Source organism: Bradyrhizobium sp. 22 (genome assembly GCF_000482425.1).
Lineage (GTDB): Bacteria > Pseudomonadota > Alphaproteobacteria > Rhizobiales > Xanthobacteraceae > Bradyrhizobium > Bradyrhizobium japonicum_B.
Map to the genome: position 1 here is coordinate 2,460,158 of NZ_KI519399.1, position 18,418 is coordinate 2,478,575.

The following is an 18,418-nucleotide window of genomic DNA, read 5'->3' on the forward strand; positions in this document are numbered from 1 at the left end:
ACTTCCGTGCTCGCGCGGAGTCGCAGTCAACATCTTTCGCAGACGGTCTGCTGTCTGATGTCGGCGCTGCTCTCCTTTGGTTGATTCTTTAGAGCTCCCGACGCGCGCCCGCGCCAGCACAACGAGACCCGATTATGTTTGCCAAGTTTTCCATCCGGGCCAAGATTATCAGTGTCGTGGCGTTCCTGCTGGTTGCGATGACCGGCATGGGCCTGCTCGCCGTCACGAAGATGCGGACGATGAACGCCAACACCCTCGACATCTCGACGAATTGGATGCCGAGCGTCCGGGTGATCGGTGACCTGCGCGCAGCAGTGATCACGTATCGAAACGTGGTGCGTCAGCACATGCTGGCCGAAGCTCTGGACGACAAGCTGGCGGTGGAGAAAACCGCCGCCACCGTGACCGAGGCGCTCGCCAAGACGCGCAGCAAGTACGAGGCCATGATCAGCTCCGCGGAAGAGCGGGCACTCTACACCCAGTGGTCGAAGCTCTGGGACGAGTACAAGAAGGGCACCGAGGAGGTGATGGCCTTGTCGCGCAAGGAAGCGGGCAAGATCCCGCGCGAGGCGCAGGAGCTCAACTCCAAAACGGTCAACAAGATCGGGCTTCAGGCGGATGAGGTCCTGAACAAGGACATCGAGCTCAACATCAGGGGCGGCGATCAGGCCGCTCAGGACGCAGCCGACAGCTACGCCTACGCCTTCATGCTGGTTTCGGTCATTCTCGGCGCCGCCGTCCTGATCGGCATCGGTATCAGCTTCTATCTGGTCCGCGACGTCTCAAACGGCATCAATTCCATCACCGAGCCGATGCAGGCGCTGGGCCGGGGCGATCTTTCCGCCGAGGTCCCGCATCGCGGCGAGAAGACGGAGATCGGCGCCATGGCCGACGTTCTCCAGATTTTCAAGGAGGCGTTGATCGCGAAGAAAGCCGCGGACGAGGCGGCGGCGGCGGACGCCGAAGCCAAGATCGAGCGCGGCCGCCGCGTCGACGACATCACCCGCGAATTCGAAACCATGATCGGCGAGATCGTGCAGACCGTGTCATCGGCCTCGACTCAGCTGGAGGCCTCCGCCTCGACGCTCACTTCGACCGCCGACCGTTCCCAGCGGCTGGCGACCACCGTTGCCAGCGCTTCGGAGGAAGCCTCGACCAACGTGCAGTCGGTCGCCTCGGCGACCGAGGAGATGGCGTCGTCGGTCGGCGAGATCGGCCGTCAGGTGCAGGAATCGGCGCGGATGGCCGGCGATGCGGTCGGTCAGGCGCGTGCCACCACCGAGCGTGTCAGCGAGCTGTCGAAGGCGGCGGCCCGCATCGGCGACGTCGTCGAGCTGATCAACACCATCGCCGGCCAGACCAATCTGCTGGCGCTGAACGCGACCATCGAGGCCGCCCGTGCCGGTGAAGCCGGCCGTGGCTTTGCCGTGGTGGCCTCCGAGGTGAAGGCGCTCGCCGAGCAGACCGCGAAGGCCACCGGCGAGATCGGTCAGCAGATCTCCGGCATACAGGCGGCGACCAACGAATCGGTCGGTGCCATCAAGGAAATCTCCTCGACCATCGAGCGTCTGTCGGAAATCTCCTCGGCGATCGCAGCCGCGGTCGAAGAGCAGGGCGCCGCGACCCAGGAGATCGCCCGCAACGTGCAGCAGGCCGCACAGGGCACGCAGCAGGTTTCCTCCAACATCACCGACGTGCAGCGCGGCGCGACCGAGACCGGCACGGCCTCCTCGCAAGTGCTGTCGGCGGCACAGATGCTGTCGAACGATTCCGGACGGTTGAAGAACGAGGTCAGCAAGTTCCTGACCAACGTCCGCGCAGCCTGAACCTCCCCAACAGATTTGCTCTGCGCAAGGGCGGCGCCATTGGCGTCGTCCTTTTGCGTTGGACTTTTGCCCACCAGACGGTCCTGACGCAGATGAGCCGTACCGCAGCAGTACGGCGGGAGCTTCCTCCGTAAAAATGCGGCAGAGTTCCTGTCGGTATCTCAGTAGAAGTGCGTAGCGCCGCTAATACTTTCCAACGTCAACGGTGATACGACAAGGGGTCGAGATTCATACCGCCGCAAACCGGGCTGTTGATTCGACATGCAATTTTTGAATGCTATTGGGGAAATGATGTCCTGGATCAACAATGTTCGTGTCTCCGCCAAGGTGTCCGCCGTGTTCGCGGCAATCTGTCTCGTCGTGGCCGTCAGCAGCTGGGCGATTTACAACTCCCTCGGCGTGATGAATTCCACCGCGAAGATGACAGTCCATACCTACCAGGTGCTGGAGCAGCTCTCCGAGGTCGTCAGCGGTATGGTGAATTCGGAAACAGGTGTCCGCGGTTATCTCGTTTCGGCCGATACCGGCTTTCTAGGTCCCTATGAGTCCGGCCAGAAGCAGTTTCAAGCGGCAGTGGCAAAGGTTGCCAGCCTGACGTCGGATAACGCGGCTCAGCAGAAGCGCATTGATCGCGTCAAGGCGTTCGCCAGCGATTGGACGACGAATGTTGCGCAGCGCGAAATCGCGATGATGAAGGATCCCGCAACCCAGGCGAAGGCGCGCGAGTTCGAAGCATCTGGCGCCGGCAAGAAGGCTATGGATGGATTGAGGGCCGTTGTGCAGGAGATGGACGCGGAAGAGCGTTCGCTGCTGACCGTACGTGCCGCAGCCTCCGACGCGGCGTCGGCCAATGGAACGCTTGCCATGATGATCGGCGGCATCGTTACCTTGTTGCTCTCGCTGGCGGGAGCTTTCGGCGTCGCAGTTGTGGTCACCCGGCCCATTCAGCGTATAACCACCGAGATGGGTACCCTTGCCAAGGGTGATACCTCGGTGGCGATATCGGGCACCGAACGCAAGGACGAAATCGGCCGGATGGCCAATGCGGTCCAGGTCTTCAAGACCAATGCAATCGAAGTGGAACGCCTGAAGGCAGAGCAGGTCGAGGTCGAACGCCGGAACGCAGAGCAGCGCAAAGCTGACATGTTGAAGCTTGCCGACGATTTCGAAGGTGCGGTGGGTGAGATCATCGGAACGGTGTCGTCCGCTTCGACCCAGCTTGAGGCGTCGGCCACCACGCTCACAGGAACAGCCGAGCGCTCGCAGAGACTGGCGACCACCGTTGCCGGAGCTTCGGAGGAAGCCTCGACCAACGTGCAGTCGGTGGCCTCGGCGACCGAGGAGATGGCTTCGTCGGTCGGCGAGATCAGCCGTCAGGTGCAGGAATCGGCGCGGATGGCGGGCGATGCCGTCGGTCAGGCCCGCGCCACCACCGAGCGCGTCAGCGAGCTGTCGAAGGCGGCGGCCCGCATCGGCGACGTCGTCGAGCTGATCAACACCATCGCCGGCCAGACCAATCTGCTGGCGTTGAACGCGACCATCGAGGCGGCGCGCGCGGGTGAGGCCGGCCGCGGTTTCGCCGTCGTCGCCTCCGAGGTGAAGGCGCTCGCCGAGCAGACCGCGAAGGCCACCGGCGAGATCGGTCAGCAGATCTCCGGCATCCAGGCGGCGACCAACGAATCGGTCGGTGCGATCAAGGAGATCTCCTCGACCATCGAGCGTCTGTCGGAGATCTCGTCGGCGATTGCCGCGGCCGTGGAAGAACAGGGCGCGGCGACCCAGGAGATCGCCCGCAACGTGCAGCAGGCCGCGCAGGGCACGCAGCAGGTCTCGTCGAACATCACCGACGTGCAGCGCGGTGCGACCGAGACCGGATCCGCCTCCTCGCAGGTGCTGTCGGCGGCGCAGATGCTGTCGAACGACTCGGGCCGGCTGAAGACCGAAGTCAGCAAGTTCCTGACCACCGTCCGCGCGGCGTAGAGTCTCTGTCCGATCGAACGGCGAGCGGCGCCAGAAAGCGCCGCTCGTTCAGTCTTGCTGGTAGCATGATCTCGCTCGCAGTCGCACTTCCACGTGCCGTAGTTCTACGGTCGAGACGTTTCATCGATGGTTAAATCGAATTTACGAGAGTGATCGGAGGGCAAGCCCATGCAGGGCGGGGCCCGATTGGAACGACTTTTTTACTGATTCCGGTTCTTGGGGAGCGCCGATGCGCAAGAATTTTCCGGTCACCGATGTCGAATATCCCGTCAGTGACGAGACGCTGATCGTCTCGCGGACCGATCTCAAGGGCAAGCTCGCCTACTTCAACGAGGACTTCATTGCCGCCGCCGGTTTCACCTCGGCGGAACTGATGGGCCAGCCGCACAACATCGTTCGTCACCCCGACATGCCGCCGGAGGCGTTCGACAACCTCTGGGACACGCTGAAGGCCGGTAAGCCCTGGCTCGGTGCGGTGAAGAACCGCCGCAAGAACGGCGACTTCTACTGGGTGCTGGCGACGGCCTCTCCGATCCGCGAGAATGGCGAGGTCAAGGGTTACACGTCGATCCGCACCAAGCTGCCGGCCGACCAGCGCAAGCTCGCCGAACAGGTCTACGCCGCGATCCGCGAGAAGAAGCCGCATGGCTATCGCATCGATGCCGGCATCATCCGCCGCCGCTCGTGGCTGGACCGCTTCAGCGTCTTCACCGGGACGCTGAAGGCGCGCCTCGTCACGACGATGGTGCTCCAGGCGCTGTTCATGCTTGCGCTCGGCATCGGTGGCGCGCTCGCCGCCGGCGGTTCGACCAGCCTGATTCTGGCCGCGCTGGCCGTCGTCGGCGCCGCCATCGTCGGCTTCGCGGGCGTCGCGACCATGCGCGCGATCCGGGGGCCGATGCAGCAGCTCAACGAGACTCTGGTCAACATTGTGCAGGACAAGCTCGACAACCGCATCGTGATCGAGCGCGACGACGAGATCGGCGAGGCGCTGCGCAATCTCCAGACCGTGCAGACCATCGTCCGCTTCAGCCGCGACGAGGTGCAGGCGGTGCAGCGCCGTGCCGAGATACAGCGCAAATCCGACATGACCAAGCTCGCCGACGGCTTTGAGGCCGCGATCGGCGAGATCGTCGAGACCGTTTCGTCGGCCGCAACCGAGCTCGAGGCTTCGGCCTCGACGCTGTCCTCGACTGCAGGCCGGGCGCAGGAATTGGCCTCCGCGGTTGCAACCGGCTCGGAAGCAGCCTCGACCAATGTCCATTCGGTGGCGTCGGCTGCCGAAGAGATGTCGTCTTCGGTGCGCGAGATCGGCCGCCAGGTGCAGGACTCCTCCCGGATCGCGAACGAAGCGGTCAGCCAGGCTCATGCCACCACCGAGCGCGTCAGCGAATTGTCGCGTGCCGCAGCGCGGATCGGCGACGTCGTCGAGCTCATCAATGCGATCGCCGGCCAGACCAATCTGCTGGCCCTCAATGCCACGATCGAGGCGGCGCGGGCGGGCGAGGCCGGTCGCGGCTTCGCGGTGGTGGCCTCCGAGGTCAAGGCGCTCGCCGAGCAGACGGCCAAGGCCACCGGCGAGATCGGCCAGCAGGTCGGTGGCATTCAGGCGGCGACGCAGGATTCGGTCAGCGCGATCGGCGAGATCAGCGGCACCATCGGGCGTCTGTCGGAGATCGCTTCGGCGATTGCGGCAGCCGTGCAGCAGCAGGGTGCGGCAACCCAGGAGATCGCCCGCAACGTTCAACAGGCCGCCCAGGGCACCCAGCAGGTCTCGTCCAATGTCGGCGACGTCCAGCGCGGTGCTTCCGAAACCGGCTCGGCGTCCTCGCAGGTGCTGTCGGCGGCGCAGATGCTGTCGCGCGATTCCAATCGCCTCAAGCTCGAGGTCGGCAAGTTCCTGAACTCCGTCCGCGCCGCGTGAGCGGCGGATCAGCTGCGCTCGGGCATGACGGGCTGAAAGCTGCGATCTCTCCGATCGCAGCTTTTTCTGCGGCTTGCGTCGCATCCGGCAATCAATGATTCGATAATCATACGCTCTGAACAATCGCATGCAGAGGCGAGGTTCGCGACGATCTTTGATGTGAGACAATCCCAAGTTGCCAGAGCCGGCTATTGCTTTCGCAGAACTGCTCTTTTTCGGGCGGTGCTCACGAGAGGAAGCCAGCCGTGCACGCGCGAATTGGAACGATCCTGCCTTTGATTGTCTCGGCTCTCGCCCTGATGGGCGTGGCCGCCACCGGTTACACGGCCTATGGGGCCTATCACGACCGACAGGAGGCGCACGCCTTCGTCGAGCTCAATGGAATATCGCAGCAGCTGCTGCTGAGCGCCGGACAATGGGCTCTCGAGCGGGGAATGAGCAACGCGGCGCTGAACACGCCCGAGCCTGTCGGTGCAGACCGCCGCGCCGAAATTGACCGGATCCGTGCCGCTTCGGGACAGGCGTTCCGGGATGCCGCGCAGCGTCTGCGCAACCTGCCTGCGATGAAAGCCGCCGAGCCCCGGATTGCAGAAGCCGAGCGTGCGCTTCAGGGCGCCGAGAGCCTGCGCCGCAAGGTTGACGCGGATCTGGTCAAGCCGAGGGCCGAGCGCGATCCTGCAGTCGTCAACGCGGTCGTTCCGACCCTGACCGAACTCATCGAGATCGCTGCCAACCGGCTGCGGCTAACCTTGGAGACGTTGACCGATGCGCCGTCGCCGGCAATGACGCGGCTTGTCGGGCTTCGCCACCTCACGGCAGAGATGGCCGAGAATGCCGGCCGCGAGCGAGCCTTCCTCGCGGGCTTGATCAGCGCCCATGCGAAACTCACCGCGGACGGCATCGGCGTGGTCTCCGGATTCCGCGGTCATGTTGAACTGGCCTGGGAGACCATTTCACCTGTGGCCCAGCGCGCCGATGTCTCGGCGGATCTTGGCCAGGCGATCAAGGACGTGGAGGAGAAATACTTCCGCGCTTACGGTTCGCTGCGCGCAGATGTCATCGGGGACGGCAGGACGGGCGAATACAGGATCTCAGGGACCGACTATATGGCGCGTGCGACGAGCGCCATCAACGCGATCCTGCAGCTTGGTCAGGCCATGGCAGCGGATGCGGATCGGGAGGCGGCGGGACTGGCGGCAAGGAGCACGACAAATCTGGCCGTCAGCGGCGGCATTCTCCTTGCGAGCGTCGCGCTCGCGTTGCTCAGCTTCTGGGTCGCGTTCTCGCGGATCTTGCGCCCGCTGTCTGCCCTGACGAGCGCCATGGGCGAACTTGCCGCCGGCAATTTCTCCGTCGTCCTGCCCGGCCTCGGCCGTAAGGACGAGATCGGCGACATGGCGCAGGCGGTCGAGGTCTTCAAGGTCAAGGCCGAAGAGAAGGCTCGCATGGAGGCCGAGGCCAAGATCGTGCAGGATAGGATTGCCGCCGAGCAACGCAAGGCCGACATGCACCGGCTCGCCGGCGCATTCGAGACGGCCGTCGGCGAGATCATCGACACGGTGTCCTCCGCATCGACCGAGCTCGAAGCCTCGGCCGGCACGCTGAATACGACCGCCGAGCGCGCCCAGCAATTGGCGGTCGTGGTCGCGGCGGCGTCGGATGAAGCTTCCTCGAACGTTCAATCGGTCGCGTCGGCGACCGAGCAGCTCTCGTCGTCGGTCAACGAGATCAGCCGACGTGTCCAGGATCAGGCCCGGATGGCCAACGAAGCGGTTGGCCAGGCCGGAAGAACCAACGACAGGATCGGCGAATTGTCGCGAGCGGCCTCCAGAATCGGCGACGTCGTCGAGCTGATCGACCAGATCGCCGGACAGACCAATCTCCTGGCCCTCAACGCCACGATCGAGGCCGCGCGAGCGGGCGAGGCCGGCCGTGGCTTTGCGGTGGTCGCGTCCGAGGTGAAGGCCCTGGCCGAACAGACGGCGAAAGCCACCGGAGAAATCTCCCAGCAGATCACCGGTATTCAGGCGGCCACCCAGGATTCCGTCAGTGCAATCCGGGACATCGGCGGCTCGATCGGGCGCCTGTCGGAGATCGCCTCGGCCATCGCCGCGGCCGTCGAAGAGCAGGGCGCAGCGACGCAGGAGATCGCACGCAACGTGCAGAAAGCGGCCCAGGGAACGCAGCAAGTGTCGGCCAATGTCGGCAACGTCGAGCACGGCGCCACCGAGACCGGTTCGGCCTCGTCCCAGGTGTTGTCGGCGGCGCAGATGCTGTCGCGCGACTCCAATCGCCTCAAGCTCGAGGTCGGCAAGTTCCTGGATACGGTCCGCGCCGCCTGAGGTGCCGGTTACGCCACCCGCCACTCCGGCACCCCGTCGGCAGCCATCGCGATCTCGCCGAGCGAACCCACCGGCGTGCGATCCATGTTGAGCAGATGGGCCAGCGTCGCGCTGTCGCTCGCCGGAATCCGTGCCAGCGTACGGCGGTCGTGCTCGGTGCGCAGCATCACGACGCCGTGCTCGACCTCGCCGCTACGGCCATAGAGCACCGTAAAACTCTCCACCTTGCCTTTGCCGCTGGCTTCGGTGGCGAACTCCGGCACCGCGCGCTTGTTGCGGTCGGCCTCGTCCTGCACGCTGGTCTCCTGCGCCAGCGCCGCGCGCGTCGGCGCCTTGGAGACCACCAGCGCGTGATGCTTGGTGACGAAGCCGCCCTGGCCATAGAGCAAGCCGAGCCTGGCGCCGTCGCGCAGCCGCCGTACCATCGCGCAGGCCGCATGCGTCATGTAAGTGTTGAGCGGCGCGCCGAAAAAGGTGAGGCCGCCGGTCACGGTCGGCTGCACGTCGGCGGAGAGCCCGAGCGTCCGCCGCGCCATCTTGGGCACGCAGGGGAAGCAGCTATAGAGCTCGATCGCGTCGAGCTTTCGGCCGTCGCCGCCGGCGAGGTCCATCACCGCTTTCAGCACCGCGTTCTGCGGATGGCTTTCGTAGAACTGGTCGCGCAGCAGATAATCGCGCGGCTCCTCCGCCGAGGCGCCGCCGAGCGGATAGACCAGTCGGTCCTCCGCGATCCCGGCCGCGCGGGCCTTGGCAAGGCTGGTGAGCAGCAGCGCGCCGCCCATGTTGACGCTGGGATTGGCGACCATCAGCTTGTTGTAGGGCCACGCGATCAGGCGGTTGTCCGCGGTCGGCGTCGTGATCTCCTCGGGCGTGTAGCGCCGCTTCAGCCAGGCATTCGGATTCTGAGCGGCGGCTTCCGAATAGCGCGACCACAGCGTGCCGGATTCCGCCATCGCCTCGCGCGGCGTCTGGCCCCAATGCGCGGAGGAGGCAGCCTCGTAGAACGGATAGACCGTGACCGGTCGGAACACGCCGAGCTTGACCGCCAGCGGCTTCTGGAACGCCGCGCCGCGCTTGGGCTCCTCGACGTCATGGGCGAACGGCGTCCACGGCAGCTTGACGCCGGTGCGCTCCGCCTTGGTCGCGGTCGACTGCGCCTCGGCGCCGCAGACGGCGGCCACGGTGCACTCGCCGCGCGCGATCCGCTTGGCCGCTTCGTGAATGTAGCGGATCGGGCTCTCGCCTCCGACAGGACCGTAATAGCAATGCGCAGGCGTGACGCCGAGGCGCCGCGCCAACAGCTGCTCGGGATCGCGATAGCGCCAGCTCAGGAAGTTGACGACGTCGAGCGACTGCACCTCGCCGAGCAGCTTTGCACCGGCATCTGCCTCCGCGCGCCGCAGCGCCCGTTCGAGCAGATCGAGCGGTTCGAGGCCATCGCTAATTTCCTTCGGGCGGTCGACGATCTCGCCGACGCCGACGATGACGGGGATGCGGTCAGGGGAAACACTCGTCATTGTTCTTGCTTCTTCACTCTCTCTCAGACATCTCCGACCTCATCCTGAGGAGCCTGCGAAGCAGGCGTCTCGAAGGATGGGCCGCGGGCTCTCATGGTTCGAGACGGCGCTTGCGCGCCTCCTCACCATGAGGGTCTACACTATCACTCCGCCACCAGCGCACTCATGTGCTCGACGGCTTCGGCGAACTCTTCCTTGAACTCCTGCACCACGGCGCCGGCGGACTTCACGCTGTCGATCAGGCCGACGCCCTGGCCGACGAAATAGCTGACGAGATCGCGCGCCTTGGCGTTGCCGCCTGCCGCCGCGCGGTCGATCGAGGTGAAAGCGTCGCGGCTGATGATGCTTTGCAGCGGCATCGGCAGTGCGCCCGGGCTGTCCGGGGCGCGGTCCCAGGCGTCGGTCCAGACCGAGCGGAGCTGCCGCGCCGGCTTGCCGGTGCGGCCCTTCGAGCGCACCGCGTCGCGCGAGGACGCCGCGATCATCTTCTCGCGAAAAATCTCGCTGGTCTCGGACTCGACCGTCGCCAGCCACACCGAACCGGTCCAGACGCCCGCCGCGCCCATCGCCATGCAGGCCGCCATCTGCCGGCCCGTCATGATGCCGCCGGCCGCCAGCACCGGCACATCGCGAATGGGCTTGATCGCCTTGATCACCTCCGGCACCAGCACCATGGTCGAGACCTCGCCGCAATGGCCGCCGGCCTCGGTGCCCTGCACCACGAGAATGTCGACGCCGGCCGCGACCTGGCGTAGCGCGTGCTCCTTGGCCCCCACCAGCGCTGCGACCGGCACGCCGTGCGCCTTGCCCATCTCGATCATCGCCTTGGGCGGCACGCCCAGCGCATTGGCGATCAGGCGGATCGGATGGTTGAAGGAGACCTCGAGCAGCTGCAGCGCGGTCTTTCCGTCGAACGGCTGCGGCTGATCGGCTGCGACCTCCGTGCTCGTCAGCTCGATATCGTATTTCTTCAGGAGATCGCGCGTGTAGTTGCGATGCTCCTGCGGCACGCGCGCCTCCAGGCTCTTCCAGGTGACGTCCTTTTCGCCTGATGTAGAGATGTTCTCGGGGATCAGCACGTCGATGCCGTAGGGCCTGCCGTCGACGTGGTCGTCGATCCATTTCAGCTCGCGTTCGAGCGTATCGGGTGTGTGCACGGTGGCACCCAGCACGCCGAAGCCGCCGGCGCGGCTGACGGCGGCGACGACGTCGCGGCAATGGCTGAAGGCCAGCAGCGGGAACTCGATTCCCAGCATGTCGCAGATCGGCGATTTCATGGCTCTCTCCCGGCGGCCCCGGCGCTTTCGTTCTCTGCAAAAAGCGCCAGCCGGTCGATGACATGCCGGATTCGACCATGCATCTTGTGTGCAGGCGTTGCGTTCTGCCCTCAGGCGCCACCGTCATTCCGGGGCTCGCGTCGCGAGAACCCGGGATCCATTTTCAGAGCATTCCTGCGGAGCGATGGATTCCGGGTTCGCCCTGCGGGCGCCCCGGAATGACCGGGAAGGGGCCTGCCATGTCAAAACGTGACGTAGTCCGGCCCGGCAATGCGTTGCGATGCCCTTGCCATTCGGCATGCGCGGTCTAATTAATGCAGGCGCATCTTTCCGCCGGAGCCCCGCATGACCGACGCCCCCGCCTACGTGCCGCCCAAAGTCTGGACCTGGAACAAGGAGAATGGCGGGCAATTCGCCAACATCAACCGCCCCATTGCCGGTCCCACGCACGACAAGGAGGTGCCGGTCGGCAAGCATCCGCTTCAGCTCTATTCGCTGGCCACCCCGAACGGGGTGAAGGTCACGGTGATGCTGGAAGAGCTTTTGGCGCTCGGTCATAAGGCCGCCGAATACGATGCCTGGCTGATCAGGATCGGCAACGGCGACCAGTTCGGCAGCGGCTTCGTCGACATCAACCCGAATTCCAAGATTCCGGCGCTGATGGACCGCTCGGGTCCGGAGCCGATCCGGGTGTTCGAATCCGGCTCGATCCTGTTTTATCTCGCCGAGAAGTTCGGCGCCTTCCTGCCCAAGGACGTCAAGACCCGGACCGAGGCGATGTCCTGGCTGTTCTGGCAGATGGGCAGCGCGCCCTATCTCGGCGGCGGCTTCGGCCATTTCTACGCCTACGCGCCGACCAAGATCGAATATGCCATCGACCGTTTCGCGATGGAGACCAAGCGCCAGCTCGACGTGCTCGATCGGCGCCTTGCCGACAACGAATACCTCGCGGGCAAGGAGTACACGATCGCCGACATGGCGGTGTGGCCCTGGTACGGTGCGCTCGCCAAGGGGCTGGTCTATGGCGCCGGCGAATTCCTGTCGGTGCAGGACTACAAGAACGTCCAGCGCTGGACCGATGAGATCGCCAAGCGTCCGGCCGTGAAGCGCGGCCGCATGGTCAACCGCGTCTCGGGCGACCCCGCCAGCCAGCTCCACGAGCGGCACGACGCGAGTGATTTCGAGACCAAGACCCAGGACAAGGTCGCGCCGGCGACGTGAGGTGCGGAGGGCGGATTAGCCGAAGGCGTAATCCGCCCCTCTCGTCCAGTAGGCGTTCGGCGGATTACGCTTCGCTAATCCGCCCTACGATCAATCCGGCAGCATCTCGCCGGAGCCGCCAAGATCGGCCGGCAGGTCGACATATTTCGGCAGGCCATCCTGGATCGACACCATCTTGCTCGCGTAGTTCGCATGCAGGGTCGGCTGGTGCCGGTAGCCCTTCAGCAGATTGGCATAGACGTCGATCAGCCGCATCCGCGGATGCTCGGTCATGACGTGGCCGCCGCAGCGCTTGCAGAATTTTCGGTAGGAATGCTCGGTCCTGTTGAACGTCCCGAGCTCGGCCTCGCCCTTGGTGATGCGCACGCTGCCGGACTTCCACAGGCTGAACGCATTGATCGGCGCCGCTGACCAGGCCTGGCAGTCGGCGCAATGGCAATAGCCCGCAAACATCGGCTTGCCTGTTACCTCGACCTCGACCGCTCCGCAGAAGCAACCGGCGTGATAGCGCGTCTCAGGCTCGGCCTGCACATCTCCCCCATCCGCCAGGAGGTCGTTATAGCCGGGGTCCTTGCGCATGAAATTGCGGATGAAATCGCACTCGACCGAGAGCCTGCGCCCCTGCGACCGCACCGCGTCCAGCGTGGCGCGGCCGAGCTTCGAGCCAATGCCGCGGCCGCCGAGCTCCGGCGGCACCTCGGTGTGCACCAGCGTGATCGCGCCGTCGGTCTTGCGGTAGGTGACGAAGGCGATCGCCCCGTCGACGTCGAGCTCGAACCGCTCGCGTTTCTCGTTGTCGCGAAAGGATTCCGGCATCATCTTGCTCCCGGGTTCGACGATTTGGTCTTTGCGCCTTCCGCGGCGGGAAACACCACGCGGTCGTCGGTGCGGCAGTAGCGGTCGGCGAACATGCGGCCGATCGGGTGATAACGGTCCATGTGCACCCGCATCGCCTCGGGATCCCACAGCTCGTCGCGGATGTGGAAGTGGAGGCCTTCGCCCATGATCAGTTTGCGATCGTCGTTGACGTCGATCAGCTTCCAGAGCTTGCACTCCATCGCCCAGGGCGTGTCGGCGAGCCGCGGCACGGCGATCTCAGTCGAGGGCGCAAGCTTGAGGCCGAGATAGTCGGGCTCGCCGATATCAGGGGGAAAGTCGCCGCTGCTCTCGTGCATCGCCCGCGCCAGCGGTTCATCGGCGAGGTTGACCACGAATTCGCCGGTGCGCTGGATGTTGAGGAAGGTGTCCTTGTCCTCTCCGTTCGGCTTGCGGTTGGCCGCGAACATGCAAAGCGGCGGATCTTCGCAGAAGGCGTTGAAGAAGCTGAACGGGGCCGCGTTGACGATTCCGGTCGGTCCGATCGTCGTCACCCAGGCGATCGGCCGCGGCAGGATGAAGGAGGTCAGCACCTTGTAGCGCTCGCGTGGCGTCAGCTCGCTTGCGGCGTAGTCCATGGTGGCTCCTTGGCAAGTCGTCATTGCCGGGCTTGGCCCGGCAATCCATCAATTTCGAAGAAATGTTCTCTTCGATGGATGCGCGGGTCAAGCCCGCGCATGACGAGGAGAGATCACGCCATGCTCAGCTCGTGGCGTCCCACCACCATCCAATGCACCTCATCCGGGCCGTCGGCAAAGCGCAAATGGCGCACGTCCTGATACATCTCGGCGAGCGGGGTCCAGTGCGAGATGCCGGTGGCGCCGTGCATCTGGATCGCCTGGTCGATGATCCTGCAGGCGCGCTCCGGCACCATGGCCTTGACCATGGAGACCCAGACCCGGGCCTCCTTGTTGCCGAGCACGTCCATGGCCTTGGCGGCCTTCAGCACCATCAGCCGCATCGCCTCGATCTCGCAGCGCGCCTGGGCGATGATCTGCATGTTGCCGCCGAGATGGGCGATCTTCTTGCCGAACGCCTCGCGGGTGAGGCCCCGCTGCACCATCAGATCGAGCGCCTTCTCGGCCTTGCCGATGGTGCGCATGCAGTGATGGATGCGCCCCGGTCCGAGGCGGAGCTGCGAGATCTCGAAGCCGCGGCCCTCGCCGAGCAGCATGTTCTCCTTCGGTACCCGCACATTGTTGAAGCGCATGTGCATGTGGCCGCGCGGGGCGTGGTCCTGGCCGAACACGTACATCGGGCCGAGCACCTCGACGCCGGGCGTGTCGCGCGGCACCAGGATCTGCGACTGCTGCTTGCTCGGCGCTGCATCCGGATTGGTCTTCACCATCACGATGAGGATCTTGCAGCGGGGGTCGCCGACACCCGAGATGTAGTACTTCTCGCCGTTGATGACCCATTCGTCGCCGACCAGCTTCGCAGTCGTCGAGATGTTCTTGGCGTCGGAGGAGGCGACGTTCGGCTCGGTCATGACATAGGCCGAGCGGATCTCGCCGTTGAGCAGCGGCTTCAGCCACTTCTCCTTCTGCTCCTTGGTGCCGACGCGCTCCAGCACCTCCATGTTGCCGGTGTCCGGCGCCGAGCAGTTCATGGTCTCGGACGCCAGTGGGCTCTTGCCGAGCTCGGCCGCGATATAGGCGTAGTCGAGATTCTTCAGGCCCTGGCCGGTCTCGTCATCGGGCAGGAAGAAGTTCCAGAGGCCTTCCTGCTTGGCCTTGTTCTTGGCCTTCTCCAGCACTTCGAGCTGCTTCGGGGTGAAGCTCCAGCGATCTTCCTTGCCTTCGCCGGCCTTGGCGAACTCGATCGACATCGGCTCGACGGTGTCGCGGATGAATTTCTTGACATGATCGTAGAGCGGCCGGACCTGCTCCGACATCCTGAGGTCGTTGAGCTCGTCGCCGGGATTGAGGGTGTAGTTGGTGGTGCGGGGAATGTAGGTGTGTTTTGTCATTGTTCCTCCCGTTGCTGAGCCGCGTCGGCGCGACAATAAGCGCGACGAGCGCAAAGGGCGAGTGTGGTTTTTTTGGCGGGCGCAGATCAAACAATGTTTGAAGCACGATGCTGCGTCGGATCCAACTCTCGTGCCCCGGACGCGGCGCAGCGCCCTCGAGCGCTGCGCTGCAGAGCCGGGGCCCATGCGGCACCTTGCTCTGAGGTTTCCTGGGTCCCGGCTCGGCGCCGCAACACTGTCGCGTTGCAGCGCGTCCGGGACACCTGTCAGCTCGGCATCCGATGCATCGCGCAGATCTTGTTGCCGTCGAGATCGCGCATGTACGCGAGATAGAGCTTGCCGCCGGGGCCCTGGCGCACGCCGGGCGGATCCTCGATCGAGGTCCCGCCGGCTGCGACGCCCGCCGCGTGCCATTTGTCGACCTGCTCCGGCGAATTGCAGGCGAAGCCGATGGTGCCGCCGTTCGCGCAGGTTGCCGGCTCGCCGTTGATCGGCTTCGACACCGAGAACACGCCGGTCTTGGTGATGTAGAAGATGCGGTGGCCGTCGACCCTGGCCGGCCGGACCTCGAGCGTGCTCAGCAGATTGTCGTAGAACGTCTTGGCCTTGTCGAGATCGTTGGTGCCGATCATGATGTGCGAGAACATTTGCCCATTCCCTCAGAGTTTTGTAGCCCGGATGGAGCGTAGCGAAATCCGGGTCTTGCTTGCTTTTGCGGTCCCGGATTACGCCGCGCTCCATCCGGGCTACGAAATCAGAACGCCGTATAGCCGCCGTCGATCACGAAGGTATCGGCCGTGTGATACGACGAGGCCTTGCTCATCAGGTAGACCGCGATGCCGCCGAAATCGCTCGCTTCGCCGAAGCGCCGCATCGGTATGCGCGGCATCACGTTGGCGACGAATTTCTCATTGGCCATGAGACCTGACGTCATGTCGCTCTTGATCCAGCCGGGCAGGATCGCGTTGGCGGTGACGCCGTGGCGGGCGAGCTCGACGCCGAGGGCGCGCACCAGCGCGTTGATCGCGGCCTTGGTCGCGGCGTAATGCTCGTTGCGCGCGGTGCCGAAGATCGAGGCGAGACTCGAGGTCGCAACCAGCCGGCCGAAGGCGTCGCCGGAATTGGCGCGCTCGGTCATGTGCTTTGCCGCGGCCTGAAACGCGTGGAACACGCCGTCCAGATTGGTCGCGAACATCGTGCGCCACTCCTCCTCGGTGCGTTCGATGAAGGAGCGTCGGCCGCCGCCGCCGATGCCGGCATTGGCGAAGCAGCCGTCGACCCTGCCAAAGGTGTCAAGCGTCGCCTTCATCGCCGCGTTGACCGAGGCCGGATCGGTGACGTCGCAAACGCGGGTGTCGACCTTGCCGGAGACGCCGGCCATGCTGGCGGCCGCGGCCTTGTTCTTGTCGGGGTTGCGGCCCCAGATCGAGACGTTGCAGCCCTGGCCGGCGAGCGCTTGCGCGATGCCGAGGCCGATCCCGCCATTGCCGCCGGTGATCACGGCGACGCGGCCGCTGAGGTCGAAAATGTTCATGGCGCGTTTCCTTTTTTTGACAAGGCTGCTCAACATGCGGACGCTCAGCCGCTGCGCGCAAGATTGCTTGCCATGCTCTGATCACCATGGACAAGACCGCGCCAAAAATCAAATATGCGCCCCGGCAAAACAAATTCCGGTCTGCGAAACTGGCGCAGGCCGCAACTGGCGAGGACACCATGCAGTTCAAACACGTCACGCTCGATTTCGATGGCTCGGTCGCGGTCCTCAAGCTCGACCATCAGGAGGTGATGAACGCGGTCTCCGTGGACATGCTGGGCGGCCTTGCCGAAGCGCTCGATACGATCGAGGAGAAGAAGGACGAGGTGCGCTGCGTAGTGCTGACCGGCGCGGGTCGGGCGTTCTGCACCGGCGCCAACCTGCAAGGGCGCAACAACCAGTCGAAGAAGACCAAGGCCGGCCTGACGCTGGAGACCGGCTTCCACCCCTTCCTGCGCCGCATCCGCAATCTGCACTGCCCGATCGTCACCGCGGTCAACGGCCCCGCGGCCGGCGCCGGCATGAGCTTTGCGCTGCTCGGCGACATGATTCTGTGCGCGCGTTCCTCCTACTTTCTCCAGGCGTTCCGGCGCATCGGCCTCGTGCCGGATTGCGGCTCGACCTGGTTGTTGCCGCGCCTGATCGGCCGCGCGCGTTCGATCGAGTTGTCGCTGATGGGCGAGCGGCTGCCGGCCGAGAAGGCGCTGGAATGGGGCCTCGTCAACCGCGTCTACGACGACGGCGTGCTGATGGAGGAAGCGATGAAGCTCGCGCGCGAGCTCGCCAGCGGACCGACCGTGGCGCTGTCGCTGATCCGCAAGCTCTATTGGGACAGCCCCGAAAATTCCTTCGAGGACCAGCTCAATCTCGAGTTCCAGTGCCAGCTGCGCGCCGGCGACACCCAGGATTTCCGCGAGGGCGTCGGCGCGTTCCTGGAGAAGCGGCCCGCGCAGTTCAAAGGCAAATGATCGAGGCGGAACTTTCGCGCAGCGTCAAGCGCTGGTGCCCGGGCGCGACCGGCGTCACGGGCGCGGCAAAGTTGTCCGGTGGCGCCAGCCAGGAAACCTGGCGTTTCGACATCACGCATCCCGATGGCGAGATCGGCGCGATCCTTCGCCGTTCGCCGAAGGGCTATGGCGCGGCGCCGACCCGCGCGGCGGGCCTTGCCGCCGAGGCGCAGCTGATGCAGCTCGCTTTCGAGGCCGGCGTGCCGTCGCCGCGCGTGCTGCACGTGCTCGTGGTGGAGGACGACCTCGGCACCGGCTTCATCATGCAAAGGATCGAGGGCGAGACCATCGCGCGCAAGATTCTTCGTGATGACGAGTTCGCCACCGCGCGGCCGCTGCTGGCGCGTCAGATTGGCGGCATTCTCGCTGCCCTGCATCGATTGCCAAAGGACAAGCTGCCGGAGCTGCGCAGCCGCGGCGCGACGCAGGAGATCGCCGAGTTCGAGCGCGACTATCGCAGCCTGAACTGGCCCAAGCCCGTGTTCGAGCTGGCGCTGCGCTGGCTGCGCGACCACGATCCCGGCCCGTCCGGCGAGACCACGCTGGTGCACGGCGATTTCCGTAACGGCAATCTCATCATCGGCGCCGACGGCGTGCGAGCCGTGCTGGACTGGGAGCTCGCCCATCTCGGCGATCCCATGGAGGATCTCGGCTGGGTCTGTGTGAACTCCTGGCGCTTCGGCGAGATCGACAAGCCCGTCGGCGGTTTTGGCACACGCGAAGAGCTGTTCGCCGGTTACGAGGCCGCGGGCCGCAAGGTCGATCCGGCGCGTGTGAAGTTCTGGGAGGTGATGGGCACGCTGCGCTGGGGCATCATGTGCGGCGGCATGATGCAGCGGTTCCGCGAGGGGCCCGACCATTCGATGGAGCGCGCCATGATCGGCCGCCGCGCCAGCGAGACCGAGATCGATCTGTTGCGGCTCTTGGCGCCGCGCGGGAGCTGAC

14 protein-coding genes and 1 pseudogene are annotated in these 18,418 nt (G+C 65.1%); 7 read left to right on the top strand and 8 right to left on the bottom strand.

Features of this window, described 5'->3' with window-relative positions:
- Window positions 1–134: 134 nt before the first annotated feature.
- The 4 genes from K410_RS0112950 (at window position 135) to K410_RS0112965 (ending at window position 8,072) form a co-directional block, all read left to right on the top strand.
- The gene (locus K410_RS0112950) at window positions 135–1,826 is read left to right on the top strand and encodes a methyl-accepting chemotaxis protein (protein WP_028135258.1); all 1,692 of its coding nucleotides are present in this window, start codon (window positions 135–137) and stop codon (window positions 1,824–1,826) included.
- 291 nt (window positions 1,827–2,117) lie between these two features.
- The gene (locus K410_RS0112955) at window positions 2,118–3,806 is read left to right on the top strand and encodes a methyl-accepting chemotaxis protein (RefSeq protein ID WP_028135259.1); all 1,689 of its coding nucleotides are present in this window, start codon (window positions 2,118–2,120) and stop codon (window positions 3,804–3,806) included.
- A 229-nt stretch (window positions 3,807–4,035) separates the two neighbouring features.
- Window positions 4,036–5,730 (top strand): methyl-accepting chemotaxis protein, encoded by a 1,695-nt coding sequence (locus tag K410_RS0112960; RefSeq protein WP_028135260.1) that lies wholly within the window; start codon window positions 4,036–4,038, stop codon window positions 5,728–5,730.
- Between the two features lie 245 nt (window positions 5,731–5,975).
- Window positions 5,976–8,072, top strand: a complete 2,097-nt coding sequence (locus K410_RS0112965; protein WP_028135261.1) for a methyl-accepting chemotaxis protein — start codon at window positions 5,976–5,978, stop codon at window positions 8,070–8,072.
- 8 nt (window positions 8,073–8,080) lie between these two features.
- On the opposite strand, the gene K410_RS0112970 is transcribed toward K410_RS0112965, so the two are convergent.
- Entirely contained in the window at window positions 8,081–9,589 is a 1,509-nt protein-coding gene (locus K410_RS0112970; RefSeq protein WP_028135262.1) for an acetyl-CoA acetyltransferase, read from the bottom strand.
- A gap of 143 nt (window positions 9,590–9,732) precedes the next feature.
- The gene (locus K410_RS0112975; RefSeq protein ID WP_028135263.1) at window positions 9,733–10,866 is read right to left on the bottom strand and encodes a nitronate monooxygenase; all 1,134 of its coding nucleotides are present in this window, start codon (window positions 10,864–10,866) and stop codon (window positions 9,733–9,735) included.
- A gap of 345 nt (window positions 10,867–11,211) precedes the next feature.
- Here K410_RS0112975 and yghU point away from each other — a divergent pair, with 345 nt between their 5' ends.
- A complete protein-coding gene (gene yghU, locus K410_RS0112980) occupies window positions 11,212–12,087 on the top strand; it encodes a glutathione-dependent disulfide-bond oxidoreductase (RefSeq protein WP_028135264.1) in 876 nt (291 codons plus the stop codon).
- Between the two features lie 90 nt (window positions 12,088–12,177).
- On the opposite strand, the gene K410_RS0112985 is transcribed toward yghU, so the two are convergent.
- The 6 genes and pseudogenes from K410_RS0112985 to K410_RS0113005 form a co-directional block, all read right to left on the bottom strand.
- Window positions 12,178–12,618 carry a GFA family protein gene (locus K410_RS0112985; RefSeq protein WP_028135265.1) on the bottom strand — a complete coding sequence of 147 codons (441 nt, stop codon included), beginning with the start codon at window positions 12,616–12,618 and terminating at the stop codon, window positions 12,178–12,180.
- A gap of 30 nt (window positions 12,619–12,648) precedes the next feature.
- Window positions 12,649–12,906 (bottom strand): annotated as a pseudogene (locus K410_RS40995) (GNAT family N-acetyltransferase); the annotation flags it as partial.
- On the bottom strand, window positions 12,903–13,541 hold the full coding sequence (locus K410_RS0112990; RefSeq protein ID WP_028135266.1) for a flavin reductase family protein: 639 nt from the start codon (window positions 13,539–13,541) through the stop codon (window positions 12,903–12,905). The gene K410_RS0112990 and the pseudogene K410_RS40995, both read right to left, overlap by 4 nt.
- Before the next feature lie 113 nt (window positions 13,542–13,654).
- A complete protein-coding gene (locus K410_RS0112995) occupies window positions 13,655–14,932 on the bottom strand; it encodes an acyl-CoA dehydrogenase family protein (protein WP_028135267.1) in 1,278 nt (425 codons plus the stop codon).
- A gap of 266 nt (window positions 14,933–15,198) precedes the next feature.
- A complete protein-coding gene (locus tag K410_RS0113000) occupies window positions 15,199–15,579 on the bottom strand; it encodes a VOC family protein (protein ID WP_028135268.1) in 381 nt (126 codons plus the stop codon).
- Window positions 15,580–15,686: 107 nt separating this feature from the next.
- A complete protein-coding gene (locus K410_RS0113005) occupies window positions 15,687–16,466 on the bottom strand; it encodes an SDR family NAD(P)-dependent oxidoreductase (RefSeq protein ID WP_028135269.1) in 780 nt (259 codons plus the stop codon).
- 179 nt (window positions 16,467–16,645) lie between these two features.
- On the opposite strand from K410_RS0113005, the gene K410_RS0113010 reads away from it, so the two are divergent.
- The gene (locus K410_RS0113010; RefSeq protein WP_028135270.1) at window positions 16,646–17,434 is read left to right on the top strand and encodes an enoyl-CoA hydratase/isomerase; all 789 of its coding nucleotides are present in this window, start codon (window positions 16,646–16,648) and stop codon (window positions 17,432–17,434) included.
- Window positions 17,431–18,417 carry a phosphotransferase family protein gene (locus K410_RS0113015; protein WP_028135271.1) on the top strand — a complete coding sequence of 329 codons (987 nt, stop codon included), beginning with the start codon at window positions 17,431–17,433 and terminating at the stop codon, window positions 18,415–18,417. The genes K410_RS0113010 and K410_RS0113015 overlap by 4 nt, the downstream gene beginning before the upstream one ends.
- The last annotated feature ends 1 nt before the right edge of the window (window position 18,418 follow it).